This window comes from Fulvivirga aurantia, assembly GCF_009711475.1.
Taxonomy (GTDB): Bacteria; Bacteroidota; Bacteroidia; order Cytophagales; family Cyclobacteriaceae; genus Fulvivirga; species Fulvivirga aurantia.
In genome coordinates, this window is record NZ_SMMD01000943.1 from 1 (window position 1) to 25,431 (window position 25,431).

18 protein-coding genes are annotated in these 25,431 nt (G+C 40.6%); 6 read left to right on the forward strand and 12 right to left on the reverse strand.

Going from position 1 to position 25,431, the window contains the following annotated elements; genetic code table 11:
* Positions 1-47: 47 nt before the first annotated feature.
* Positions 48-425, reverse strand: coding sequence for a VOC family protein (locus E1176_RS19215; RefSeq protein WP_155212673.1), 378 nt, complete (start codon positions 423-425; stop codon positions 48-50).
* Positions 419-910 carry a nuclear transport factor 2 family protein gene (locus tag E1176_RS19220; RefSeq protein WP_185152889.1) on the reverse strand — a complete coding sequence of 164 codons (492 nt, stop codon included), beginning with the start codon at positions 908-910 and terminating at the stop codon, positions 419-421. The genes E1176_RS19215 and E1176_RS19220 overlap by 7 nt, the downstream gene beginning before the upstream one ends.
* A gap of 96 nt (positions 911-1,006) precedes the next feature.
* Between E1176_RS19220 and E1176_RS19225 the strand changes: the two genes are divergently transcribed.
* The 3 genes from E1176_RS19225 (at position 1,007) to E1176_RS19235 (ending at position 3,057) form a co-directional block, all read left to right on the forward strand.
* Positions 1,007-2,005, forward strand: coding sequence for a beta-ketoacyl-ACP synthase III (locus E1176_RS19225; RefSeq protein WP_155212675.1), 999 nt, complete (start codon positions 1,007-1,009; stop codon positions 2,003-2,005).
* A 60-nt stretch (positions 2,006-2,065) separates the two neighbouring features.
* The gene (locus E1176_RS19230; RefSeq protein WP_155212676.1) at positions 2,066-2,290 is read left to right on the forward strand and encodes a hypothetical protein; all 225 of its coding nucleotides are present in this window, start codon (positions 2,066-2,068) and stop codon (positions 2,288-2,290) included.
* A gap of 74 nt (positions 2,291-2,364) precedes the next feature.
* Entirely contained in the window at positions 2,365-3,057 is a 693-nt protein-coding gene (locus tag E1176_RS19235) for a hypothetical protein (protein ID WP_155212677.1), read from the forward strand.
* A 58-nt stretch (positions 3,058-3,115) separates the two neighbouring features.
* Here the strand turns inward: E1176_RS19235 and E1176_RS19240 are convergent, their stop codons facing one another.
* The 8 genes from E1176_RS19240 to E1176_RS19275 form a co-directional block, all read right to left on the reverse strand.
* Positions 3,116-4,213, reverse strand: a complete 1,098-nt coding sequence (locus tag E1176_RS19240) for a hypothetical protein (RefSeq protein ID WP_155212678.1) — start codon at positions 4,211-4,213, stop codon at positions 3,116-3,118.
* 8 nt (positions 4,214-4,221) lie between these two features.
* Positions 4,222-5,115 carry a hypothetical protein gene (locus tag E1176_RS19245; protein WP_155212679.1) on the reverse strand — a complete coding sequence of 298 codons (894 nt, stop codon included), beginning with the start codon at positions 5,113-5,115 and terminating at the stop codon, positions 4,222-4,224.
* Positions 5,116-5,127: 12 nt separating this feature from the next.
* A complete protein-coding gene (locus tag E1176_RS19250; RefSeq protein ID WP_155212680.1) occupies positions 5,128-6,705 on the reverse strand; it encodes a SusD/RagB family nutrient-binding outer membrane lipoprotein in 1,578 nt (525 codons plus the stop codon).
* A gap of 12 nt (positions 6,706-6,717) precedes the next feature.
* Complete coding sequence (locus E1176_RS19255; protein ID WP_155212681.1) at positions 6,718-9,972, reverse strand: SusC/RagA family TonB-linked outer membrane protein; 3,255 nt, start codon at positions 9,970-9,972, stop codon at positions 6,718-6,720.
* A gap of 216 nt (positions 9,973-10,188) precedes the next feature.
* The gene (locus E1176_RS19260) at positions 10,189-10,818 is read right to left on the reverse strand and encodes a response regulator transcription factor (RefSeq protein WP_155212682.1); all 630 of its coding nucleotides are present in this window, start codon (positions 10,816-10,818) and stop codon (positions 10,189-10,191) included.
* Between the two features lie 18 nt (positions 10,819-10,836).
* Positions 10,837-13,785, reverse strand: coding sequence for a two-component regulator propeller domain-containing protein (locus E1176_RS19265; protein WP_185152890.1), 2,949 nt, complete (start codon positions 13,783-13,785; stop codon positions 10,837-10,839).
* Positions 13,786-13,930: 145 nt separating this feature from the next.
* Positions 13,931-18,973: a putative type IX secretion system sortase PorU2 gene (porU2, locus tag E1176_RS19270; RefSeq protein ID WP_155212684.1), complete on the reverse strand. Its 5,043-nt coding sequence runs from the start codon at positions 18,971-18,973 to the stop codon at positions 13,931-13,933.
* Positions 18,970-20,046: a putative type IX sorting system protein PorV2 gene (locus E1176_RS19275; RefSeq protein WP_155212685.1), complete on the reverse strand. Its 1,077-nt coding sequence runs from the start codon at positions 20,044-20,046 to the stop codon at positions 18,970-18,972. The genes porU2 and E1176_RS19275 overlap by 4 nt, the downstream gene beginning before the upstream one ends.
* Before the next feature lie 322 nt (positions 20,047-20,368).
* Between E1176_RS19275 and E1176_RS19280 the strand changes: the two genes are divergently transcribed.
* The 3 genes from E1176_RS19280 (at position 20,369) to E1176_RS19290 (ending at position 23,776) form a co-directional block, all read left to right on the forward strand.
* The gene (locus E1176_RS19280) at positions 20,369-20,701 is read left to right on the forward strand and encodes a PadR family transcriptional regulator (RefSeq protein WP_155212686.1); all 333 of its coding nucleotides are present in this window, start codon (positions 20,369-20,371) and stop codon (positions 20,699-20,701) included.
* Between the two features lie 40 nt (positions 20,702-20,741).
* On the forward strand, positions 20,742-23,123 hold the full coding sequence (locus tag E1176_RS19285; protein WP_155212687.1) for a PspC domain-containing protein: 2,382 nt from the start codon (positions 20,742-20,744) through the stop codon (positions 23,121-23,123).
* Between the two features lie 212 nt (positions 23,124-23,335).
* Positions 23,336-23,776 carry a carboxypeptidase regulatory-like domain-containing protein gene (locus tag E1176_RS19290; RefSeq protein ID WP_155212688.1) on the forward strand — a complete coding sequence of 147 codons (441 nt, stop codon included), beginning with the start codon at positions 23,336-23,338 and terminating at the stop codon, positions 23,774-23,776.
* On the opposite strand, the gene ppk2 (E1176_RS19295) is transcribed toward E1176_RS19290, so the two are convergent.
* Positions 23,773-24,558, reverse strand: coding sequence for a polyphosphate kinase 2 (ppk2, locus tag E1176_RS19295; protein WP_155212689.1), 786 nt, complete (start codon positions 24,556-24,558; stop codon positions 23,773-23,775). The genes E1176_RS19290 and ppk2 (E1176_RS19295) overlap by 4 nt on opposite strands.
* 66 nt (positions 24,559-24,624) lie before the next feature.
* A complete protein-coding gene (gene ppk2 / locus E1176_RS19300; protein ID WP_246206176.1) occupies positions 24,625-25,404 on the reverse strand; it encodes a polyphosphate kinase 2 in 780 nt (259 codons plus the stop codon).
* Between the last annotated feature and the right edge of the window lie 27 nt (positions 25,405-25,431).

The following is a 25,431-nucleotide window of genomic DNA, read 5'->3' on the forward strand; positions in this document are numbered from 1 at the left end:
CCGGCTTGAGAAAAATTATGAAATCGCTTCAGAGCAAAAAGGTCTGCCTACTCTGTACTGCTAATGGTAAGGTAGTAACCATCAGGATCTTCCAGGGAAAACTCTCTTAAATGGGAATTTGGGTTTTGATGAAGCGTTATTTTGATAGATGCCTTCAAAGCCATGGCTTTTTCATAGATCGCATCTACTTGTGCCACTTTAAAATATAAGATGAGGCCATTGCCGGCAACTGGTTTAGGGTTGGTAAGTGTGGGGTGATCATGTTCACCCCATTTGTGCAGACATAGAACCGTATCACCTGCTGTATTTTTAAGAATCTCGAAAGCATCTCCTCCATGAGTAGGTTTTAAGCTTAACAGCTTCTCATACCAAATTGCACTTTGTCTTACATTATCTACACCAATGATAGGCTCTAACGTTACCATGAGTAAGTATCCAGCAAAATTTTATACCCTTCATCAGTCGCTTGCCAGATCAGTATAAAATCTACTTCACTTGATTTTACTCCGTCATCACGCTTTGTTTTGAGTGTACTATGACCTAGTTGATACACAAGGTTTTCTCGATCATCAAATTCAAAACCATGTACACGCCAGTCTAGCGGTTTGTTTTTCAAGCTTTTATAGTAAGGGTTTTCGTAAATGTGCTTTTCATCCTGACTTACCTCTATGACTTCAAGCTCCCAGGTGACCGGGTTTTTAACTTTCATCCAGTAATCATCTATGTTTTTTCTACCAGTCACTGCCTTACCATCTGCATTGAGGAGTACAGCATCATCGGCATAAAAAGAAGCTACTTTCTTTAAATCTCCTGCGTTAAAAGCTTCCTCCATCTGTTTGTTTGTCTGTCTAATCTCATCAGTCACAGACATTTGCAACGCCATCAGTAAATAAAGAATCGTATTAATCATGTTTATCATATTGGTTTACATCAAATTAGGCATAATTTTGCACCCTAACTAATGTTAGTTTAATTAACTATATTTGATTTTACCAATTTTCATTTTATGAAGCATACACGGATAGCGGGGGTTGGACATTACGTGCCTGAGCGAGTTGTAACAAACGATGACCTTTCTAAAATTATAGATACCAATAATGAATGGATTGTTGAGCGAACGGGCATTCATGAAAGAAGATTTATCGATCCGGAGAAAGATACCGTAGCCAATATGGCTGCAAAAGCCAGCCGTATGGCGATGGAGCGTGCAGGGGTAGATGTGAAAGACATCGACTTTATTGTTTTCGCTACTATTACTTCAGACTATTACTTCCCAGGGTCTGGTGTTTTATTACAACGTGAGCTTGGTCTTGAGAGCATCCCGGCTATGGACATAAAGAACGCTTGTTCTGGCTTTATTTATGCCCTTTCTACTGCTGATCAATTTATAAAGACCGGTATGTACAAAAATGTGCTGGTTATTGGTGCTGAGATACAGTCTTCTGCGCTAGACCTGACTGATAAAGGTAGGGGCACAGCAGTAATCTTTGGTGACGGGGCCGGAGCTGCTGTTTTACAACCTAGAGAAAGCGAAGGCATTTTAAGTACACACTTACACTCAGACGGAAGATTTGCTGAAGAACTTTATGTGAAAGATCCCGGTGGTAGCCGCTCAAATGAAGAAAGACAACCTGACCAAATTTTAGATACTTCAGGGTTTAAGGTGCATATGAATGGCAACCTGGTATTTAAACATGCTGTTGTGCGTTTTATGGAAGTAATCCAAGAGGCGCTCGATGCCAACAATATGAAGAAGGAGGATATCGACCTACTCGTGCCGCATCAGGCCAATTTGAGAATTAGCAATTACATCCAGCAAAAGCTGGAATTGGCTGACGATAAAGTTTACAATAACATTATGCGATATGGAAATACCACAGCCGGTTCAATACCTATCGCTCTCAGCGAAGCCTGGGCAGAAGGAAAAATAAAAGATGGCGATTTGGTTTGCCTGGCGGCCTTTGGTAGCGGATTTACCTGGGCTTCGGCATTAATCAGATGGTAGACTTTTTGAATTTAGATGAAGGATATCTAAATTCCGTATTATTTAAGAAACTAACGGACTATGAAAACCTCGAAATACAACCCTAGCGACCTTGAAGTAGCATTTGCACAGTCGCTGGAAGACCTGAAAGATGACATTCAGAAAAAACTACCTGATAATGAGATCATAAAGATTGAAAACAGGATAAAAGAAGATAATCCGTTGGTAAAATTTTACTTACTTGACAATGATGGTGACCCTCATGAGATCGTACTCAAGGTAATCCAGACACCGGATAGGTTTTAGCCAAACATCCCCCTAAATAAGGGAAATAGAAAATTGAAGTACTTTTATTATTAGTCAAAACAACTAATAATAAAATGAAAAAAAGTTTATCTATTTCCCTTATATTTTTTTGCTCTCACGGCCTTTTTGCTCAAAGTGGAGAGGTAAGCATAATAGACCAAAATGTAAATCCTGGTGGTGTTATTGATGAATTGCCATTACCTCCACCCAAAACAGAAGGCCATGTCTACCTTTTTGAGGATTGGAAGCAGGCAGAGATAATTCTCAAATCAGGTCAGATGCTTAAAAACTACCAAGCCAGAATTGACCTAAAGCATAAACTTGTAGAAATACAGACGAAAGCCGAGGTCAAAGTCTGTAACTTTTCTCTCCTCGCTGAATTAAGCATAACAGACTCTAATGGCAACCGTCAATTTATTAACACCGATCAGCTTCAGTCAAAAGGTAAATTACCTACAGGGATAGTTGAAGTACTTTTAGATAAAGAGGTTGAGGTGCTAAAACACCATTATATCGAAATTAAAGAGCCTACCTACGTACCTGCTGTAGATATGGGCAGTAAAAACAAGAAGATTCTCAAAAAGGCACAGATTTATGCCTTGAAGGATGGCGTACTTTTTAAGGTAAATGGTAAGCTAAAAAAGAATCAAGAGTTATTTGGTAATCAATACCCACTAGTAGAAACCTTCGCCTCGTCTAATAAGCTAAATTTTAAAGACATTGATGATTTGATAAAGATCGTTGAGTATTACCTCTCCATGAATTAAAGTCTAAAAAAAGCTGTCGCAGTAATTGCGACAGCTTTTGCTTTTCATTTGATTTTAATTATTGCAATTCTAATTCTACCGTTCCATTATCTCCGAAAGTATTGGACCATTCGATCTTAATCACTCCATTGATAACATCAGGGTCTGCGGTCATACCAGTAATAGTAAAAGGGTCGCCAAAGCCATCAACTACATTAAAGTCACTAATTTTGTTACCACAAACATTAATTGTTCCTGATACTGGTGAATCAGCATAAATCTGAGGGTATACTCCAAATGATAAATCATTCACCATATATTGACCTTCGTTGATTTGTGTAATAGTAATCACTGTTGAAATCGCTTCATACTCCGTGCCGTTACCTATTGAACCACTAGCATACGAGCTATAAGTGCCAGCAATATTGCCTTCAGATGCACAAATTACAAGCACAGATGCACTAGCGGAGGCTGATCTCTGTTGTGTTACATCACCGATAGTTACAGTCACATCAACTTCTCCGGTTTCTGTAGGATCTGCATTGGCAATGTATTTCCCGGTTACAACCCCGGAAGACTCACCTAAAACTGCATCGATAGATGCCTGATCAAGATTTACAGTACCTCCTCCTGCAGATGCAGTCACTCTCTCAATTCCACCACCAGGGACATCGTTTATAGTAATAGTAATGTCAGTACTATCACCTGCAGATAACTGATCGTCTTCTAAATCTACTGTAAAAGAAGGTGCCGCAAATTTGTAATCTAATTCCACTGTGAGTGTTTGAGTGAAGGACTTTCTGGCCGGCTCATTCTCTCGTACATTAAATTGATCATCGTATACTTCAACAGTGATAGCAAAAGGGCCTTCATAAATCAAAGGAAGTTCTACAACCACATCGAAATCTCCTTCCGTCTGACCAATGATACTACCGCTGTTGATAGTAACATCCCCTAAACTGTTAGTAGTGCTTACTGCAATACTATCTACACCCGCAGGTGCATCAGAAACTCTCACGTCAATAGTAACCACATCACCACCATCGGCACTATCAGTTGAAGCTGTAGCAATGAATGACGGTGAATCTAAAAAGTTTTGTGGTGGCGTGAAATCCTCATCGTCACAGGCCACTGCGACAAACAAGACCATAAGTATTAAATATGCTAGATTTTTCATTTGTCTCATTATTTTTTAGTTAACACTACGGTCCATGTGAGGCCATTATTTGCTTCAAAAGCATTGAATGTAAGCACCCCGTTTTCAGGGTCCCAGGTACCTCCACCTGTATCTGAAGTGGCTCCAAAAGTCTGAACAGTTGTAAATGAAGGTGTACCGCAGATATCTACAAAGTCTGTAGCATAGGCAGTACCTCCAAATGGCACATAGGCTAAAGAAGTGATGTCAGATATACTGTATCTAAACTCCTCCGGTCCGGCAAAGGCTATGGTCACACTAGGGTTAGTACTTCCTACGAAGCCACCGAAATTACTTGCTGTAATTACACTGGAATATTCACCCGCAAAAGATTCATTATCAGAAGGACAGGTAACTGGCACATCAAACGTACAAGTACCATTAGAGCCTGCCGTACCACATATCTGTGATGCCGTGTTGGAAGGCCCAAACTCTCTACCATCTGAAGTGATCACATTAAAACTAAATCTGAACACATCGCTAGGACCTAAATTAGTTGTTGTAAGGCCCGGAATAAGATCTACTAAATCAGGTACTTCATAAACTACAGTTTTATTAAAGGTAGTTTCTGTAGATACTAGAATTTCATCGGTCTGTCTCTTACCTCCGGCAGTATCTGCTGGAAGAAACTGTACCGAAATCTCAAGGCTCTCAATTAAATCAGCATTTTGACCATTTTCGTCAAACGGCACAATTTCAAACTCTACAGTAGCCGTGGACACATCGCCAAGCAAGTTTATGGAAGAATGCTCAGGGTCAAGAATCGCTTTTACAGTGGCTCCCCTATCAAACTCTTCTAGCGGACTTTCATAGTCAGTTTCGCATGCTGCTAAAACCGTAAGGCCTAGTATGAATAAAAAGAACTTTATATTATATGTTTTCATTATAGTATCATTTTAGTTAACATCCCAAAAAACATTATCTGTTGCCGGTAGGCGCTGAGAAGGTGCATTAGGATTCGCATCCAACTGCGTATCTACATATGTAAAACTTAATGCATAACTCCTGCTACTGGTTGTATTTACATCGCCATCAGCATTAGGATCATAAATCTCCGGCAAACCTGTTCTTCTTATATCATTATAGCTGTCTATGCCCCAACCAAAATTGGCGATAGCCTTTTGCTGTAAAATTATTTCGAGTTTACCTCTATTATCTGCGGCATCATACTCAGCCAATCTGGCATTTATATAGTCTGTAATAGTGGCCTGATCTATAGTAGGAGCTCCGCTACCTACAATACCAACCACATCATTTACCTTATCAAAAGCTGCCTGAATACCATCGGCAAATAGTTGCCTGTCGTCACCATTGGCTCCTTCTTCCAAAACAAGCTCTGCCAATATGAATTTCATGGCATAGTTAGTAAGTAGCCTCTGTGGCGCATTACCTGGAGCACTTGTTGCATTGGCGGTACCACCATTTCCATCATTATAAGATCCTCCTGCGGGGTAAAGCCCTAGCAAGCTCTGTGAGTTTTGCTGAGCAAAATTTGCATTTGGGCCTACTGCACCAAATCGAGTCGAAACAAATAAGCCATCTGAAGTCTCATCTTGAAAATCCGTAGGATTTTGAGCATTTCCTCCCTCTGGTATCTGGTTAAACCAGTAATAATTCATACGGGGATCATTCAGCCCCTTCATCCTCTGATAAAAGAATGGACTGATAAACATCTCTCTACTTGCAGCGGCATAATTAGTCTGAAAAGCAGGGTTTTGATTTTGAGGGGCTTGACTCGTGCCGTAATTAAACTGAAAATCATTTGCATTACTTTGTATATAGTCACCAGAAGCAATGATTTGATTTACAGCATTTTGGTCATAAAGAGAGGTTAACCTTGCATTGAGATACAGCTTAAGTTTTATAGAATTTGCCAATTCAATCCATCTGGTAAGATTGCCATTGTAAATTACATCATCACCTGCCGGAGACAACGATGACTCCTTTTGCAGGTTGGCAATTGCTTCATCTAATACCACAAACAGGTCTTGATAAATAGCCTGTCCGCCATCGTAAGCAGGGCTAAAATTACCACTTCCCTGAAGTGCATCAAAGTACGGTACATCTCCCCAAATATCTACCATCACACCAAAGGCAAAAGATTTTAGCACCTGGGCTACACCTACATAGTGCCAAGCTTCAGATTCAGTACCTTTCTCAATTACCGCCTCAAGGTCTCTTAAACCATTTGAGTACAAGAAATTCCAATCGTTGGTAAATGAATTACCAGTCATGGTATACTGGTCAACTCTAAAGTTTACCATCTGATGTGCAAAGACAGAAGCGGCATTGTTAGGACCACCTGTAATCTGAGACATTCTAAACCCAACACTTGCCTGCCCTGCTGGTAATATTTGACTCAACGGAGCATCAAGTGGGTTACTCGGGTCTTGATTGATATCAAGCCCATCTTCACAAGAAAACCCTAAAAAGGTTATCAACAGTGTGAGTATATGTATCTTATATTTCTTCATTTCTCTAGTTGTTTAAAGTGTAACTTTTAGATTGACACCATACCTTCTGGTTGAAGGAATATATGTTCTCTGCTCAAAACCTTGTGCGTTTGTTGAGCCAAATGTGTTGGTCTCAGGATCAAAGTTTGTATGCTCAGGAAAGCCTGGTGCAAAAAACCATAGGTTACGACCAGATATTGAAACTTCTACCGAGCCAAAAGGCAATGATTGCAGGAGCTTATCCGGTAATGAGTATGACAATGAGATTTCTCTCAATCGGTACACGGTACCGTCATAAACATTATCTTCAGCAGTACCACCAAAGCCGTAATTATCGAAATACAGGCGGTTAGTATTTATCTGAATATTATTTACAGTTTTGTTGCCTTCAGCATCTCTAAGTGGTTCTCCGGTATTAGCATCTCCAAAAACACCCGGAAGTACTACAGATGCATCTCTGTCTTCGGTATCTTTAGTTACACCTCTGGAAAGTAGTGTAGCTACTGTTTGAGAAAATAAATCGCCTCCCTCTTTCCAATCAAAAAGCACTCTAAGCTTGAGGCCTTTGTAGCTGAATGTATTTGTTACAGCAAATATGAAATCTGGGTTAGGGTTACCTACAATACGCGTATCATTGGCCTGAATCTTATTACCAGTATTTGGATCTATCAGTAAGTTGCCTTCGTCATCTCTGGCATTGTAAGAACCTTGTAAAACACCATATTCTTCACCCGGTACAAGTACTACTCTAGGGTCTCCAAAACCTGCAGCTATCACCAACTGCTCATTGTCTCCGATATCTACTACTTCATTTTTGTTGTGTGTGAAGTTTCCGTAGATATTCCATCTGAAACTGTTATTTAAAGAAACCGGAGTAATATCAAGACCTATTTCTACCCCTTCGTTAGTGATTTCCCCAACATTTGTCACCTGGCTCGTAAAGCCGGACTCTGAAGGAACTGTCACAGATATGATCTGATCTGTAGTTTTTCTATCATAGTAAGTGAAATCTAACCCCAGTCGGTTGTTGAAAAACTGAAGTGAAGTACCTAGTTCGATTTCCTCAGTAAACTCTGGTGTCAACTCAGGGTTACCAAGCACATTACCCTGGCTGGCTGCAGATACGTTGTTTGCTGTAGCCGTGTTTAGCGGAAATGCCAGACCATTCGAGTTATTACCCAATGTCGGATTCGTAACGAATATTGGATCTATACTGTAAGGTGCGGCATCATTACCTACCTTAGACCAGCCTGCTCTTACTTTACCAAAAGTGAGTACATTTCCACCAATGTCAAAAGCATCAGTGAAGATGAAGGAAGAACTCACTGCCGGATAAAAGAAGCTTCTATTATCTTCAGGCAATGTTGACGACCAGTCATTTCTACCTGTTAGGTTTAAGTACAAAAAGTCTTTATAACCTAGCGAGATATCTCCAAATACCCCTATTAGTCTTCGCTTGCTATCTCCCAGGTCTCCCGGACTTACCAGGTTAGCTGTATTACTCAGGTTGGTGATCCCTCTGGAAACTATGCTTGTACCTGTAATGGTACGGTTATCAAACCTTCTTTGGTTGAAGTTTTGACCAATAGTAGCTGTAAGGTCTATATCATCAGTGAGGTCTTTAGAAATAGTAAGTAAAAAGTTAGATTCGATTTCCTGCCAGAAATATCTGTCATTGATAATCTCTCCAATACCATTTCTACCTACAGAACCTGCACCAACGACCTGAAATCTATCGTCTGTATATTGGTTTACACCAACTTTGTAGCTGGCAGTAAGCCAATCTGTAAAATCGTATGAGAAGTTTACATTACCCACAAAACGGTGTACTTCACTTGTAAACTTACTATTTTCCAAAGTCCAGTAAGGGTTATCTGCATTTACAGGGAAAGCATTACCACCGGTAGTTGGGTCGGTAAATGGTAATAAATCAAAATCATTGATTGGCCACGCTCTATTAAGCCAAAGCAAACGTGATGTTACTGACGTAGCTCCAACTGCATTACCCGAAAGTGGCGGCCCTACCTGGTTGGTTTGTGTGTAGGAAAAATTACCTCCCGCTATCAAACCATTGTCTAAAATGGATCTTCCTCCAAGGCTTATTGTTGTCCTGTCAAACTCAGTAGTAGGTATAAAACCTGCCTGATCTGTACGAGATACAACAAGGCTCATGTTTCCTTTTTCTCCTCCACTATTAATTGCAATGCTATTCTCAAGTACATGCCCTGTGTCGAAGAAATCTTCAACATTATTTGGGTAGGCGCGGTAAGGAATATTGATAGCACCTGTCACGTTTCCGGCAGAATCGAAAGTAGAAAACTGAGGAAATGCATTTGGAAGTCCGTTAGGGCCTCCATACCAGTGAGGAATACTATCGAGATCAGAAAATTTAGGACCCCAAGATCCGTTTACGTTTCCATAATCACCATCTGACCCAGCTCCGTAAGTATTCTGATAGTCGGGCAGATTAGCCACGCGCTCAAAAGAGTAAGAAGAGGTAAGCGATATTTCTAATCCTTTCCTAGATGCTTTACCTGACCCACCTTTGGTTGTAATTAATACCACACCATTAGCTGCCCTGGAACCATAAAGAGCCGCAGCTGCACCTCCTTTTAGTACTGTAATTGAAGCAATGGAGTTTGGATCAAGGTCAGAAATTCTATTAGAATAAGCCGCCCCATTAGCCAATTGACTTGCCGTGGAGCTCTGGCCGGCATCGAAAGGAATACCATCTACTACGAACAGTGGTAAGTTGTTACCTAAGGCAGATGAGTTACCTCTGATTGTAATCCTTGTAGAGGCGCCTGGTACAGAACTGGAACCCTGGATTTGTACCCCTGGTATTTTTCCCTGCAGTGAACGTACCGCATCAGGCTCTGAAATCTGCTGTACCTGGTCAGACTCCACATTTGCCACAGAGTAGCCCAATGCTTTTGTTTGACGCTCGATACCCTGTGCTGTTACCACCACCTCTGTAAGCTGTGTTACGTCAGAAGCCATGGCCACATCAATAACCGCTCTATTACCAATTGGTATCTCCTGAGAGGCCAAACCGATAAAAGAGAAAATCAGCACACCGTCATCATTTGGAACACTCAGTCTATAATTACCATCAATATCGGTAACTGTACCTGTGGTAGTTCCCTTTAACACAACGTTGACACCCGGTAGAGTTGACCCATCCTCAGCTGAGGTGACCTTTCCGGAGACCGTCCTTTCTTGAGCCCACGATTCGCTAAATGCAAATGCGAACATCAACATGAAACTCAAAAGTAAATACTTCTTCATATTTGATTATTTAAGTGAAAATTAGATTTCGGCAAAACGGCATAGTACCGAGCAATTTCCACTAAGGGTTGGCTAGCGAAATACCCGATAAAAATATAGTTTAGGCCTTATTTCAAAGGTCTACATATGGCGGGCAGCAAAAACCCCCCAAAAAGCATGATTTTTTGGGGGGCTTGTATCACTTAAACAATCGGATTTGGGGCAAAGGCACCCCCTTTAGATCAATTTCTCCTTTGTAGCTTTTGCTATAGCTTCAGATTTACTATTGACTTGCAGCTTAGAGTAAATGTTTTTTATATGAGATTTGGCAGTTTCTTTTGTGATGAAAAGTTCCTGAGCAATCATACTATAACTCTTGCCCTGTGACAGTAGCTCCAGCACTTCCGTTTCTCTATTAGATAGTGGTGAATTAGGATTTTTCTGAAAAGAACTCACCACCATTTTTGCAATTTTGCTACTCATTGGTGCTCCTCCATTGATCACCTCATCAATCGCATCTAGCAGCTCAGAATGGCTTGTGTTTTTGGTAATATAGCCTGCAGCACCTGCGCATAGTGCCTGAAAAACCAACTCACTATTTTCGTAAATCGTATTTACAATCAGATCTATATTCGGATTCATTTTTTTAATCGCTGCGATGGCGTCTATACCATTCATACCAGGCAATTCAAGGTCCATGAGTATAATCTCCGGTTTATCCTTTTTGAGATTCTTAATGGCATCTTCGGCATTATCATAGCCGTTTACCACATAGTATTTACTTACACTATTGATTATTAAAGAAAAGCCTTCGCGTACAGCATCGTTGTCTTCAACGATTACTACCCTGGATCTAAAGTAATTCATCCTTATTTCATTTAGTTTTTAAAAAATCTTCATTTTACGTGAAGTCTGATCTGATTCTATTACACCGTAAAGTGTCACTCTGGTGCCCCCTGGTTTAGGGTTGCTCTCTACTTGTATATTGCAATTTATTTGGCTGGCTCTGGATCGCATATTCTTAAACCCATTGCCTTTTCTGAGCTTTTCGCTAGATATGCCCTCGCCATTGTCGTTAAGTTCTATTACGAATTCGCGTCCTTTCAGGTTCAAACCAAAATATACCTCAGTGGCTTTCGAGTGCTTTAGGGCATTTGTCATTGCTTCTTTAAAAATCAAGACAATATGCCTGCTATAACCTGACGGCACAGAGGTATGCTTTCCCTGTATACCAATCACCTCAGAGTAAAAATCAATGGGCACATTGCCATATAATTCTTCTCCAAAGTCTTTGATATAGGTGAAAATTTCTTCGATATCATCGCTCTCAGGGTCGATAGACCAAATAAAATCCTTTGTCCCGTTAAAAAGTGATTTGGTATGCTTTTCAATATTTTGAAGCAATTCATCAACCTCACTTGATTTATCTTTCAACTTCATGTTTATGAGATTGGCAAATACTGTAATACTTGCAAGCTGATTTCCCATATTGTCGTGAAAATCCCGAGCCATACGCTTTCTCACCTTTACTAACTCTTCTGCCCGTATACGCTCAATGGTTAATACTTTATTGAGATTGGCTTTAATGCGATAGTCGTTGAATAATTTTATAGCAATAAGAAAAATCAGTACCATTACGGCAAAAAACCATGCTTCCTGCCAAAATGGTGGTACAATAAGAAACGAAAACTGAGCCGCTTGCTCATTCCAAACCCCATCACTATTAGAAGCCTTCACTTCAAAAGTATAATCGCCTGGTGGCAAGTTGGTATATACTGCTTCTGATTTTTTGGTTGGTGGTGACCAGTCAGTTTCAAAGCCTTTGAGCCTAAACTGGTATTTTACTTCCTGAGGGTTTATATGACTGCTGCCAAAATACTCAACAACCAGGCTGTTTTTATTATATGGCAATTTTAGATTGTGAGGTAGTGTAAACCAACTACTCAAACTATCTGAATAACTAGACCAGTCGACCTCGTTATAAAATAATTTCAACCCGGAGATATAGGTGATCGGCTCCGTGGTATTTTTAGTTTCCTTCCCTGGTTGGTATTTAAATATGCCTTCGCTAGAGCCAAACCATATATTACCATCATATTCTTTATAAAATGCATTGGGGATAGTCTGAAGTCCTTTGAAACCTTCGATTTCTGTAAAACTCTTTATACGCAGTATCTGCTTGTCTTCATCGAGATAAATCTTGTCAATGCCTCTTTCGCTGCCAACAAGCAAGTTTCCATCTTCATCGAAGATAAGGTTGTAGATCAAATCAGATGTCAACCCCTTCTCGGTTGTAATTTTGGTTGCCAAACCACTATACTTATTATATTTCAGTACACCATGGCCACTATATCCTATCCAGTAGTTTCCTTTTTCATCCTCAACCACCATGTTTATTCTCTTGTCGAAAATGTTGTCTTCCCGAAATAACTCTGGCTCTCTTCCCTCTACAAAATAACTAATACCCTCGCGTGTGACTACCATCACCTTGCCAGGATATAGCTCCTGAAAATTCCAGATAGTGTTATCATGCAGGCCGTTGTCTATGGTGTAATTTTCGAACGATCGGCCATCATATTTGCTTAGTCCGTTGGGTGTGCCTACCCACAGGTTATTTTGGCTATCATTATACATACACCTCACTGTGTTGAAAATGAGGCCATCGTCTTTATCATAAAAGGCAAAAGTCTCACCATCGTATTTGATTAAACCAGAACCTCTTGTGCCAAACCAAACATTACCCTGTTTATCAGTAATGGCACAAGATATATAGGTATTACTCAACCCTTCGGCCATGCCCAGGTTAGAAAACTTGTTGCCATCATAAACATCTACACCACCACCGTGTGTGCCGATGTAATACCTATTATTAAAATCCCTGGCTATAGCAGTTACAGGTTTTCCATTTAAACCATGACCAGCCCCAAAGTGGATAAATGTCTCATTTACCAGTTTGTAAATACCTTCACCATCGGTGCCAGCCCAAACCGTACCTTCCCGATCGCAATACACTGTATTTATTTTTGTTTCTGTAAGACCTTCAGTTTTTGAAAGGGGCTTAAATACACCATTTTCTACTCTCACTAGCCCAAAGGCTGATAGTGCCCAAAAATTACTTGAGTCTTTTACTGCGGCTGATTTTATAAAGAGGCCCTTGAGGGGATCAAAAAAATCATTAATTACATTTGGCTTATCAGGATCGTAGCGAAGAAGGCCTTTATTTGACCCAAGCCACAATATACCTGATGCATCAGTATAAATCGAAAGCAAATAGCCCTTAAAGTCAGCGTTTTGGATCACATTTACGAATGCATTGTTTTCTAATTTAAACAAGCCATTAACTACCGAAATCACCCAAACAGCTCCTTTTTCATCTACTTTTATGCAGATGACTTTATCATTTTTCATTTTGCCGTCCAGTTCGTAACTGGTAATGTTTTTGGTAGACAGGTCAAACCTACCTACTCCTCCTTTGGGCATTGCAAACCAAATACAGTTATCGCCCTCTGCGATCACGCTTATTGAATTGTTGTTTTCTTCGGCCGTATCGATGGTATAATTTTCAAATACCTGGCCATTGTACATAGAAAGGCCGCTGGCTGTGGCCGCCCATACGTTACCATGCTTATCAACCATAATATCGCGTACGAAATTGCTGCCTAACCCGTCTCTGATGGTAAAATTTTCAAATTCCAGGCCATTAAATCTTGAAAGGCCGCCTTGTAATGTAGCTATCCAAAGATTGCCAAAATGGTCTTCTGTAATGTCAAGGACTTTATCATGCACCAGACCATCGCTAATATCATACTTGATAAAATTGTAGGATTGTGCCACAGTGAAGTGGCAAAGACAGAGCATACTCAGGCTCAAAAATGTCTTTATGTAGGTTGAAAAGTGCATAATAAAATGGAAATGTAACACTTATTCTAAATTCACCCTGTTTGGGGGAATTTTAGTTACATACACTTTTACGAAAGCCTTACCTCAAAAGGTATAATTTGCCATATCCCTTTTTAAAGGCTTTATCAGCCGAGGTCTCTCTACTATCGATAGCCTGACCGTTTGACTGAACCAGCACACGATAAATATAAACCCCATTGGCCAACTGGTCGCCAAACTCATCTTTACCATTCCAGGCAAAATCAGTGATATTGTTACCGATTCTTATCGGGCCTAATTCATTTTGTGTAATCTCTCTGACCACCCGACCGGATACTGTCATTATCTGAATTTTAATTTCATCGGGTACTACACTCCCAGTAAGGGTAAAAATAAACCTTGTACTGGTAGAAAATGGATTGGGATAAGGGTAAAAATTAGTAATAGTCGACTCATTGACTACTTCAAAATTTATGGAATAAGGCTCAGTGCCGCTTTCATTACCACTCTCATCTTCAGCCTCCACTCTCAGAGTGTAAATACCATCCTCCAACGGATCGGGTTTATACTCTACTTTAAAATCGCTATCGGCTGTAGCCGGAAACCATTCCACATTTGGTGATGAAAATGATACGCGCTCGAAAACACAGGCATCGCAAGGTTGGCCATCTAATTCAACTTGCTTTAAAAACAAGCGTACTCCCGTGGTATCTTTCTTCTGTAAGAAAGAGTTTTCTTCTTTCAAGGTAATGCCAATCAATGGTGATGGCGATACTATCTCTCCGTCTAGAATACGTTCTCCATCAAATACCACATCTAACAATGGATTAATATTGTCCCTATTAACATTTAAATAATTGGTGATATTCAGAATATTATTTTCATAATATTGCTCTACTTCAACCCGAGGGTTAACAAACACATTAAGGTCATTTGCTCCTGATTTGCCAAGCGTTTTTAGCTCCAACTCAAAACTCGTAGTATCGTTTATCTGCGGTGATAAAATTTTGGTGGTAAGCTTATCAGATGTACGTGAAGTTGTATTGAACGTACCATAATTTACCATCAGTGAATCGGAGAAATTCTTGTCTGAGATATTAACAAAGCGTAATGGCAATTGAATCTTCTGCCCTTCAGGCACATTTTCTTCCTGATTAAAGTCATCATTTACCAGCAAGATACCTTCCGGTACACCGGTATAGATTACCTGCCATTTGGCCAGCTGCGCTGCGGTAAGATTGGCGGCATCGCTGGTTTCATATCTCAATCTAAGATATGGGTATTGAAGCGCGTCAATTGAAGAAATATCAACAATCTTATCTGTTTGGTTTGTAAATAGATCCACCTCATTAGCGTCATTATCTATGCCGATAATATCGAAGCTAAAATCATCAGTTTTAGGTGTTTCTGAGATTTTGACATTTGTAATCACACTTTGCCATTGACTAGCAGGACCAATAGTAACAGAGGTCATTTCTCCGTCAGAGAAAATTCCAGAAATAACAGCATCCTGAGAAATCTCCTGTTCGTTTTCCGGAGTATCGGAGGTGGTAAATAATTGTGCTGTACCTGGCGTATTGCCTTTTCTACCAAATAATATTACAGGTTCGCCATCCTGAAGTGCTGCAATGTCGGCAGATGCCACGCCTATCTCCTCAAATTTTGAGATTACCGTGGCAGACCAAAGGGAATACTGCGGATCGCCAATTGAATACATGACTACTGAGTCACCATCATTAATAGCATCGAAAAAGTCTATAAGATCGTCATTGTTGTTTTCGAATTCTGTGCGTCTGTAACTATTGATAACCTGTGGAGTACGACCACAGGTACGCACATCTTGAAAAATAAATGGAATAGCGGCATACGGTACAGTTGTGTTTTTATCAAAAGCAATGAAATTGATCGTATTATCACGACATCTTTTGAGGTTATCAATATTATACTCAATACCGTTTAGCTGCACTGAAATATCGGCTACACCGGCAGGATTGGCACTTCCATAAGTTCTTATAGATAAGTCCGTTTCTGTTTCTTCAAAATCCAGTGTTTTATCAAATGCATTTCTCTCCAGCCCTAGCAAAACATTATCGTCATACTGGGCAAATTTTGTTTGAGACCAACCCTCAGGCCCATTGTTTATGTAAATAAATGAGCTTTGCGACCACTCTTCACTCTCTCCTGCAAGTGGTTGAGCAAATTTGGTGCGCCAATAATACACAGTGCTATCTTTTGAGAGTAAGTCAGGTTGCCAGGTGGCCAGCACCTTGCCAGAAATGGTGGCCTGTTTCTTAAAACCACTATTAAAAGTCTTGAGTGTATCTATCTCAAAAAGAAAATCCCTCGTGTCGCTAAACAGATCAGTGGCCTGCGCTCTTAGCGTAACAGGATTTTCATTTACGATGGCATAGTTGACAGGAAAAAGGTTTTTAGTACCAAAGAGAGGAATAAATAAGTCAAAAGTAGCTGTGTTATTTGTTTCGTCTAATTCCTGAATTTCATTATCAGCATCGAGTGTTATGACGAATCGGTTATTTCCAAAGCTTCCGCTAACATCGTTGTCTATGGTAAGTGTGAGCGTATCTCTAAACTGCACTGACTTAAAGATAGAATCGTAAATGATGGTTGAGTTATCAGCAAATGTGCGTGTTATATTTACTTTTAGAGAGTCTTTACTGGTTATACCAAAGTTTCTGACAATCACATTTACATTAAAACTATCAGACTCAGCATTAATAGGAGTTGTGTCAAATGACTCTGCAAAAACATTGTCATCGTTTACTTCAAAATCAGGGAATGATGCGCCAAATAAACTAACAGCCGGATCTCCCAGCAATACCATCTGTTGCGCCTGAGTGATATTGATTGGCGTAGCAGATCTGCCTTCCATAAATCTGCGAGCCGTCTCTTTATGGATGATACCTATTGATTTGTTTATAAAAACAGAGTCTTCATAAGCCGTTTCGTAAAAAGTATCTGTATAGGCTCTTAATGAAGAAGAAAAGCCAAAAGAAGCGTGGGCAATAAACCCTAAGGCTCCTTTGTCAGCCGCCAAAATCCAGTTTTCTCCAAATAAAATATCCTGATTAAAAAACTGGCCTGCATTACAGCCATTAATCAAAAACATAGGATATCGGCCTGTATTGTTGTAACCCAAAACAGGGTCTGTTACAAAACCAATGTCGATATCGATTACCGAAGGTGAAGAGTGCCCGAAAAAGGTAATTAAATTAAGTCCTGCGTTTACTTCATCAGCCACATTGATTAGTTCAACGGTGCTATTGGTTTCTTTGGATATAGTGGTAACGTCACCGCCAAAGAAGTTGTCTTCGGCCTGTGCTTTAAAGCCATCCATAAAGTTTTTAAACTGAGTGAGCTCAAACGCAGAAATGCCACCACTTAAATGCAATAATCTTTTGCGCCAAAGCTCATCAAATGGTAGATCGTCCATTTCTTTCACTTTATTTAGATAGGCGATTACCTGACTTGAGTTTAATGCCGGAAGCCTTCCAATGGGCACGGCCGGCTCGTATGTAGTGCCGTTGAGACCTGATAAAAATGAAATGTCTGACCCCGGATTTCCGGCAGAAGGAACCAGGTCTCTCACTTTTCTCGTGACACCCAGCTTAGTAACCTCTACAAAACCGGCAGCATTTCTATGAAAATTATACAATGGGTCGAGGCCCTTACCGATCAAAAAGAAATATTGAGGGTCGCCTTGCTCAACCATAAAGCGTGTGAAGTTTTTGATGGCCAGAGGCGATACTTCACCGTAGCTGTACTGGTCGTATAGCAAACCCATGTCGACCGTAAGTGTGTCGTACTCCCCACCGGTTGCAGAAGCCCTGTATTTGGCATATTCATCTATTGGGTCTGATATGCTACCTGAAGGAGCTCTCAATATTTTATTAGAAATAATGACATAATCATGAGCTGTAGCGTCTATTTCTCTGAAGTTTACCCGCTCAAGTACAGGTGTGATTAATGCATTGTCGGAGTAAAGTAGCAGCTCTCTTTTAGTAGCCGTGTTTCTCACAATGGCATCTATAGATGAACCACTTTGGTTAAAACCAATACTGATTACATTGTCTTTATCCGTTATATCATAAAGCCTCGGACCAGCAGGCGCATTCGTCACCTCGATATACGATTTATTGCCTGGTTGCGCATTAAGGTTAAATATTCTGCTGTTGGAAGACAAAGCATTGAAGTTTCTAGGATAGTGAAGCCTCACATAAGAAACGCTGATTCGGTCGTTGCCACCACTTGTACCTATGGCCTCAACTCTTACAATTAGATTATCGCTAGCACTCACATCAGCCCACGTAATGTTTGCTGCAAAAAGCTCGCTCTCATAATCGGTAAACGATACTGTGCCCAATGACCGCAACGCACCTGTTGATGGCCCAACAAATATCTCGGCCAAGTGAGTGACATTATCTCTACCTACGAGTAGCACCTCAACCCGCGGGGTACCGGCACTCGTCACTTCATTGGTAATACCGTTTAGGGTTTTATCTAAAAACTGATTTTCCTGAAACTGAGGGCTGGTCCACCCTTCCCCCTCATCAAAAAAGCTGAATTTTGTAACGTCACCACTATTGAAGCTCGTACCCGGTGAGTAACTGGTGGTATTTAATGATAGAATATCTTCCTTATACGAGGTTTCGGCCGGTAGACCAGTTACATTATTTTCTTTGTATGAATCAATGCGTTTACCATTTACAGCCGTAAGGTTAAAAGTTAAAAAATAGGTGGTAGTGTCTGAATAGATATTATAAAACTGATGGGGCTGAGCAGTCTCAGGTTCGTAGAGGCGGGCATCGAGTGTGCCATCATTGCGCTGACCATAAAACTCGATGTAATCGGTTGTATTAAATACAAAATCAGATTCACCATTTACTAATATAGCTTGCTCCTCCCCTCTGTGAAAAAGTTGTATTCTTCTGGGATTGACTGACGCTACAGGAAACCCTGCATTGATCAGGTCGGTATAACTAATCCGGTAGATACCGTCTTGCGCTACTTTAATTTTAAAATAGGTCTTGTTATAGTCTATCCACTCGGAACCGTAATCCTGGGCGCTAGCCACAAAAACTCCAAATAATAAGGCAAATGCTATATATAAATGTCTTAAACTCACTTCTTATCCAATGCTGCTTTAATTGAAAATACATGTGAATACAATGACTCTGACTGATCACCAATATCAGTAAGAGCGTAATCGATATTTACACTCTTAAGCTTAAACCCAACACCAAAATTCGGCTGGAAAGTCATATAGGTAGATTCGTCAAAATCTTTTATTTCTTCTACTTTACCTGCCCCAAACCTCACAAAAGCAAGTTGCTTATAGTTGAGCTCAACACCCATTGAAGCGTCAAAAGAGGCAAAGTCTGATTTTAATAACACATTTCTCTTACCATCAAAAGAAAAGGTAAGGTCTGCCGAGGCCAACACACCAAAGTTTGATTTTATAGGAATGTAACGCCCTACACCTAGTATGGCCTTTGGCACTGTGATCTCCACAGAGTTTTCAGGTATTTCGTTACCGGTTTGTGTATAGACATCTATCACGAGCTCTGTATTGTGAGACCATGCATTAAATGTGCCCGTGATGTCACGCACCATCAAGCCAAACTTCCATCTTTTTACATCTAATTGAGCACCCAGATCGAGCCCAAAGCCCCAGGCGCTGGCAAAATTGCCCGCCACCCGATGTACTACTTTAAAATTGGCTCCCATTTTAAGGCCCGGTAAGAAACTCATCTTTCTGGCGTAAGAAAGCAGGAATGCATAATCGGCTGCCGAGAAAAAACGAATTCGATCGTAATTAATAGCACCGCTGGCATCATATAAAAAGCGCGTATCTGGTATGTCGTCTACTCCAAAACGAATGACTGACACACCAAGAGTACTCATGGAGTCTATGGGTGCAGCAAAACCTGCATAATCATACTTGGCGATACCCGCAAAGTATTCGGCATGCATGAGTGAAAATTCGTAATCATTTTTCACCTCTAACAAACCGGCCGGATTCCAATAACCTGCCGTAACATCATCGACTACAGCCGTAAGACTATTTGACATCGCCAGACCTCTGGCTCCTACGCCAATCGATAAAAACTCGTTGCTATACTTTGGTGTCTTATCCTGAGCCCATGTACCAAAGGGGATTAAGACTATAAAAAATATTAGAAAATACTTATTCTGCATGTTAGGCGCCAATCTACAAAGTATAAATATAAGCATTAATAAAATCCGTGGTATAAAGGTTCATTCTTTTATACCATTCTTGCCACGAAAGTAACGAAACCTGTCACTTTTGCTTTCCTTGACTTGAGTATTTGGCCTCAGATCTGATAAAATATGACCTATTTTTATCACTATTTATCTTTTATAAATAATTATTACAATAAAATACAATACAAGCTAATATTTTTTGCTTAGTACTTGGCCATACATAGTACCTTTTCCGTATACTTGTTTGAAGGTTAAAAACTCGCCTCAATTTTATTGTGGCACAAATAGGTAAAATATGAATTTAGAAAACACACAAGTACAAATGCGGAAGGGCATTTTGGAGTATTGCATACTCCACATCATATCGCGAGGCGAAGTGTACGCATCCGATATGCTGGAGGAGCTTACTTCTGCCAAGATTATGGTGGTTGAAGGTACACTTTACCCCCTACTCACCCGATTGCGAAAAGCCGGTTTGGTAGAGTACAAATGGGTAGAATCTTCCAGCGGCCCACCGCGCAAGTACTACACGCTCACAGAAGAAGGTCAAAAGTTTTTGGACAACCTTGACTCAACCTGGAAAGGCCTGGTGCAGTCAACAAAAAAAATAATCGCTAAAAAGGCCTAGTCGTTCAAAAATTTTCTCTCAAAAGCAAAACAACAAGACAATGAAAAAAAATATAAGTATAAATATAAGCGGGATAATCTTTCACATAGAGGAAGATGCGTTTGAAAGGTTACGCAACTATCTCGACTCCATCAACAGTTACTTTTCCAGCTTTGACGATAGCAACGAAATTATCGCAGACATTGAAGGACGAATTGCCGAAATTTTTCTTTCTAAACTCAATGAAAATAAGCAGGTCATAAATGAAGCCGATGTAGAAGAACTTATCACTACCATGGGTAGCATTCGTGACTTTCAGGCAGTGGAAGACCCACTGGAAGAGGAAGACAGCAAAAAGCAATCTACAGAAGAAGACACCCACTGGAAAGACACCTCGAGCAGAAAACTTTACCGTGATGAGAAGCGGAAGCTTTTAGGTGGTGTTTGTGCCGGTATCGCCCATTATTTCAAAATAGACCCGATCTGGGTTAGGTTACTTTTTGTGATCATTACACTTGGGGGTTATGGAGTACCAATCGTTATTTACGCCATACTTTGGGCGGTTATCCCTGCCAATTTTGAGCTTTCGGAAGATAGAAAGACCAAAAAACTATTTAGAAACCCGGAAGGCAAAGTACTTGGTGGTGTGGCCAAAGGTGTGGCTTCTTACTTTGGTATAGATGTGGCCGTGGTTCGGTTACTTTTTATACTCACCTCCATTATCGGTGGTACCGGTTTAGTAGTATATATCGTATTATGGATCGTACTGCCCGAGGCGCGCTCCATTACTGATAAGGTGCAGATGGAGGGTGACCCGGTAACTCTTTCTAACATAGAATCTAATATAAAAAGGAGCCTGAATGTGAAAGAGGGTGAAGAGAATATATTCGTAAAAATCCTCTTATTCCCTTTTAGATTAATAGCTACCATCATCAAGGGGCTCGGGCGTGTGCTAGGGCCAGTGTTGCTCTTTTTAGTAGAATTTATAAGAGTAGTTATAGGTATTGCATTTGTAATCGCTGGATTGGGTATCATTTTTAGCCTTGTGGTATGCCTTGGCGTATTTTTAGGCCTACTTTCTACACAAGCCTGGGAAACAAGCACGCTTGGCTTTCCTTTTGAGCTAATGGCTGATACATTTCCGGCCTTTACTACGCTTGCTGCATTTTTCGCCATATTTGTTCCTTGTGTGATCGTGATCTTATTGGGCATATCTCTAGTGGCTAAACGAATCATATTTAATGCAACTGTGGGCTGGTCGCTTTTTGCCTTGTTTATTATAAGTGTGATCATGCTTAGTGCTACCGTACCGGGAATCGTCTATAAATTTAGAGAAGACGGTGAGCACAGGGTAACACAGACTTACGATCTTGGCAACCGCACTGCCATGCTTACCATGAGGGAAGTTGGCATGGAAGACTACAAGGTGACAAAACTTAGACTCAGAGGCCATGATGGACTAGATTACAGACTAGAGCAAATATTTGAAGCTCAGGGTAGCTCAAGACTCAATGCCATTGAAAACGCTCAAATGGTAAATTATAATGTGGATTTCGAAGCTGACTCCATCTTGGTTTTCGACTCGAATATAAGGTTTAAAGAGGATGCCATCTTCAGGGCGCAGCGATTGGAAATGACGTTGTATATCCCTTACAACAAACCATTTATGATGAGCGACAACCTGCAGTTTATCATCTACAACACGATTCACAGAGCTGGTTACAGAGTTTGGGATATGCCGGATAACACCTGGATGATGACCCCACAAGGGCTGGAGTGCATGACATGTGAAAGCGATAGAGATAATTACGAGCAATCGTTGGGTGATTATGATCAGGAGTTTAATTTCAGAAATTTCCGAGACATCGATATAACCAGTGCCTTTGTGGTAAATATCACCCAGGCCGATGAATATAGAGTGTTGGTAAAAGGCAAGAAACGATCGATAGATGAAGTAAATATTAAGCAAAATGGCGACAAACTTTACATCGACTATGATTCGAGAGATATCGTACGTAGACTGAAAGATCGTGAAGATGTAGAAATCAAGATCACCATGCCATCGATTAATGATATTGACATCACCGGGGCTACCAAACTATATTTAAGTGGTTTTGATGAAGAGTTTGCAAGTATCAACCTCTCAGGAGCATCTTTTGTGAAAGCCGCCATTTCGGTAGATGAGCTTGACATAGACCTTACGGGTGCTTCTGAACTGCATCTCGATGGAGCAGGCAATGATTTAAAAGCCGATATCAATGGTGCTTCTCATCTTGATGCTTATGATTTTGAAGTAAAGCGTGCGACTATAGAGGCCAATGCTGCCTCTACAGCTAAGGTGAATGTATCGCAGGAGCTGGATATTGAAGAAACATTTGCAAGCAGTGTGAAATATAAAGGAGAAGCGATCGTGCGCAGAGAGCGCAATAGTACAGGCAACTAACACATAAACCCGATAACAACAACCAGAGAAGTTGTTTTAAAGACAGTAGTCGATTAAAATTAGGGCAAGCATATTTTAAGAACCTCAGCATGAGCTCCGTGATTTTTAATTGATTATCATAATGCCTTTAAGACAACTTCTTTTTCTTTAGCATGGTCTAAGTTTTTCTTAATTTTAAAGAAAATAAAAACCACAAATTAGATTTTCCTACCATGCGAGCACTCCTGACCCTAACTATATTGACTCTCCTTATCGGATGTAAAACCACTGTAAGCCAACAAATGGATCAGGGAATAAAAGGCAAGGTATTGTGGCTCGAAGGCAATTTTATGCCTGGCCCAGGGCAAAGCAATGAAGGCCAACCTGTAGCTAAAGAAATTTATATTTACGAGGTGCTGAAAGCGGAAGACCTTGAAAAAGAAGGGCAATTTTACAAAACCCCTAACCAGGAGCCTACTAAGATTATCACCAGCAATGAAGATGGTACTTTTACCGTTGACTTGCCAGCCGGCACTTATTCGCTTTTTGCCATGGAGCCTAAAGGCTTATACGCCAATTTACAGGACGGTGCAGGAAATATAAATCCTATACGCGTGGTGGAAGGTAAATACACCGGCATTGTATTCAGAATTGATTATAAGGCGGTTTATTAACTATTCTCTTTATAAGGCACCAGGTTTAGAATGTGCTTGATGGCCTCTACCCTGGCCTTCATTTTTTTATTGGCCTTAATAATTATCCACGGGTTATAATTGGTGTTGGTTTGGGTAAACATAGCCTCTTTGTATGTAGTATACTTTGGCCACAGCTTTTGTGCCTGCTCATCCACGGGTGACATTTTCCAGCGCTTAAGCGGATTTACTTTTATGGCTTTAAATCTCTTGGCTTGCTCGGCTTTAGAAATCGAAAAATAAAATTTGATTAAAATCAGGCCATCGTTGGTAATCATCGACTCAAAGTGGTTGACATCTTTCATAAAATTTTGATACTCCTCGTCCGTACAAAAACCATTGACCGGCTCCACCACAGCACGATTGTACCAGCTTCTATCGAAAAGTACGATCTCGCCAGGGTTAGGAAGCCTATTGATATATCGTTGAAAGTACCATTGCCCTTTTTCCTGTCGGGTTGGTTTTGGCAGTGCAATCACCTTATAATATCGTGGATTTAAATGATGCGTCACACGCCTTATGGCTCCGCCTTTACCGGCAGAATCACGCCCCTCAAACAAAATACAAATCCGTTTATTTTGCTCTATGACCCAGGTTTGCAGCTTAATAAGCTCTATTTGTAGTTTTTCCAGTGTGGCCTCGTATTGCAACGTTTTCAACACCTTAGCCGGTTCCATTTGCTGACTTTGGGCCAATAATTTAAGGCCCTCCGTGCTTGAGAGCATTTTCAGTTGCTTTTCGCTAAAGTTATAAGTTGTAGCCATTGGCACTGTAGATTGATCGATGAAAACGCATGACAATGTTAGGATCCGGGAGTATACGCGTGCGAGTTACTGATTTGCCTTCGTACTCAAACTGAGAAAGGACATATCGTATGCTCTCCAGCTGGAAAGTTTTTTTGAGTTTGATTTTATAATCGTCCATGGACTGAAAGATGTATGTGTTTGGGCAAACATATGCTCCTTGTAATAGGTGTACTTGTGCCAGTACTCCTGCCCTTTCTGGTCGACAGGGCTTAGTTTCCACTGCTTTAGTGGGTTCTTCATTCTACGCTGAAACCTACGAGACTGCTCTTGTTTATCGATAGAAAACCATAGTTTGATGAGTAAGAGGCCATCTTCAAACAACATGTGCTCAAACTCGCTGACTTGCCGCATAAACTGCTGGTATTGGTCATCGGTGCAAAAACCCATGACCGGCTCTACCACTGCCCGGTTGTACCAGCTACGGTCAAAAAATACAATTTCGCCTACGTTGGGCAGTTGTTTGATATACCTGCGGAAATACCACTGCCCCTGCTCCTGATCTGTTGGTTTTGGCAGCGCCACTATACGCATAGACCTTGGGTTAAGGTGCTCTGCAAATCTTTTGATGGTACCACCTTTGCCGGCTGCATCTCTTCCTTCAAAAATAATGACCACCCTTAGCTGTTGTAGCTGTACCCAGCGTTGAAGTTTGATAAGCTCTACCTGTAGCGCTTCTAATTGCTGCTCATAATCGAGCTCAAACTGTAATTTATCAGTATCGATACCATGGGTTTTGGCGTGCTCAAAAAGTTTATTTTTTGAGTCGATGTTTGCAAGATCTTCGTTGGTGAGGTATCCCGACATGTTCTATTTAAAATCAAGAAATGACCT

What these genes read in the sequence shown, in the direction of transcription:
- E1176_RS19215 (WP_155212673.1), bottom strand. Translation starts at nt 425, where the DNA reads ATGGTAACGTTAGAGCCTATCATTGGTGTAGATAATGTAAGACAAAGT.
- E1176_RS19220 (WP_185152889.1), bottom strand. Translation starts at nt 910, where the DNA reads ATGATTAATACGATTCTTTATTTACTGATGGCGTTGCAAATGTCTGTG.
- E1176_RS19225 (WP_155212675.1), top strand. Translation starts at nt 1,007, where the DNA reads ATGAAGCATACACGGATAGCGGGGGTTGGACATTACGTGCCTGAGCGA.
- E1176_RS19230 (WP_155212676.1), top strand. Translation starts at nt 2,066, where the DNA reads ATGAAAACCTCGAAATACAACCCTAGCGACCTTGAAGTAGCATTTGCA.
- E1176_RS19235 (WP_155212677.1), top strand. Translation starts at nt 2,365, where the DNA reads ATGAAAAAAAGTTTATCTATTTCCCTTATATTTTTTTGCTCTCACGGC.
- E1176_RS19240 (WP_155212678.1), bottom strand. Translation starts at nt 4,213, where the DNA reads ATGAAAAATCTAGCATATTTAATACTTATGGTCTTGTTTGTCGCAGTG.
- E1176_RS19245 (WP_155212679.1), bottom strand. Translation starts at nt 5,115, where the DNA reads ATGAAAACATATAATATAAAGTTCTTTTTATTCATACTAGGCCTTACG.
- E1176_RS19250 (WP_155212680.1), bottom strand. Translation starts at nt 6,705, where the DNA reads ATGAAGAAATATAAGATACATATACTCACACTGTTGATAACCTTTTTA.
- E1176_RS19255 (WP_155212681.1), bottom strand. Translation starts at nt 9,972, where the DNA reads ATGAAGAAGTATTTACTTTTGAGTTTCATGTTGATGTTCGCATTTGCA.
- E1176_RS19260 (WP_155212682.1), bottom strand. Translation starts at nt 10,818, where the DNA reads ATGAATTACTTTAGATCCAGGGTAGTAATCGTTGAAGACAACGATGCT.
- E1176_RS19275 (WP_155212685.1), bottom strand. Translation starts at nt 20,046, where the DNA reads ATGCAGAATAAGTATTTTCTAATATTTTTTATAGTCTTAATCCCCTTT.
- E1176_RS19280 (WP_155212686.1), top strand. Translation starts at nt 20,369, where the DNA reads ATGAATTTAGAAAACACACAAGTACAAATGCGGAAGGGCATTTTGGAG.
- E1176_RS19285 (WP_155212687.1), top strand. Translation starts at nt 20,742, where the DNA reads ATGAAAAAAAATATAAGTATAAATATAAGCGGGATAATCTTTCACATA.
- E1176_RS19290 (WP_155212688.1), top strand. Translation starts at nt 23,336, where the DNA reads ATGCGAGCACTCCTGACCCTAACTATATTGACTCTCCTTATCGGATGT.
- ppk2 (WP_155212689.1), bottom strand. Translation starts at nt 24,558, where the DNA reads ATGGCTACAACTTATAACTTTAGCGAAAAGCAACTGAAAATGCTCTCA.
- ppk2 (WP_246206176.1), bottom strand. Translation starts at nt 25,404, where the DNA reads ATGTCGGGATACCTCACCAACGAAGATCTTGCAAACATCGACTCAAAA.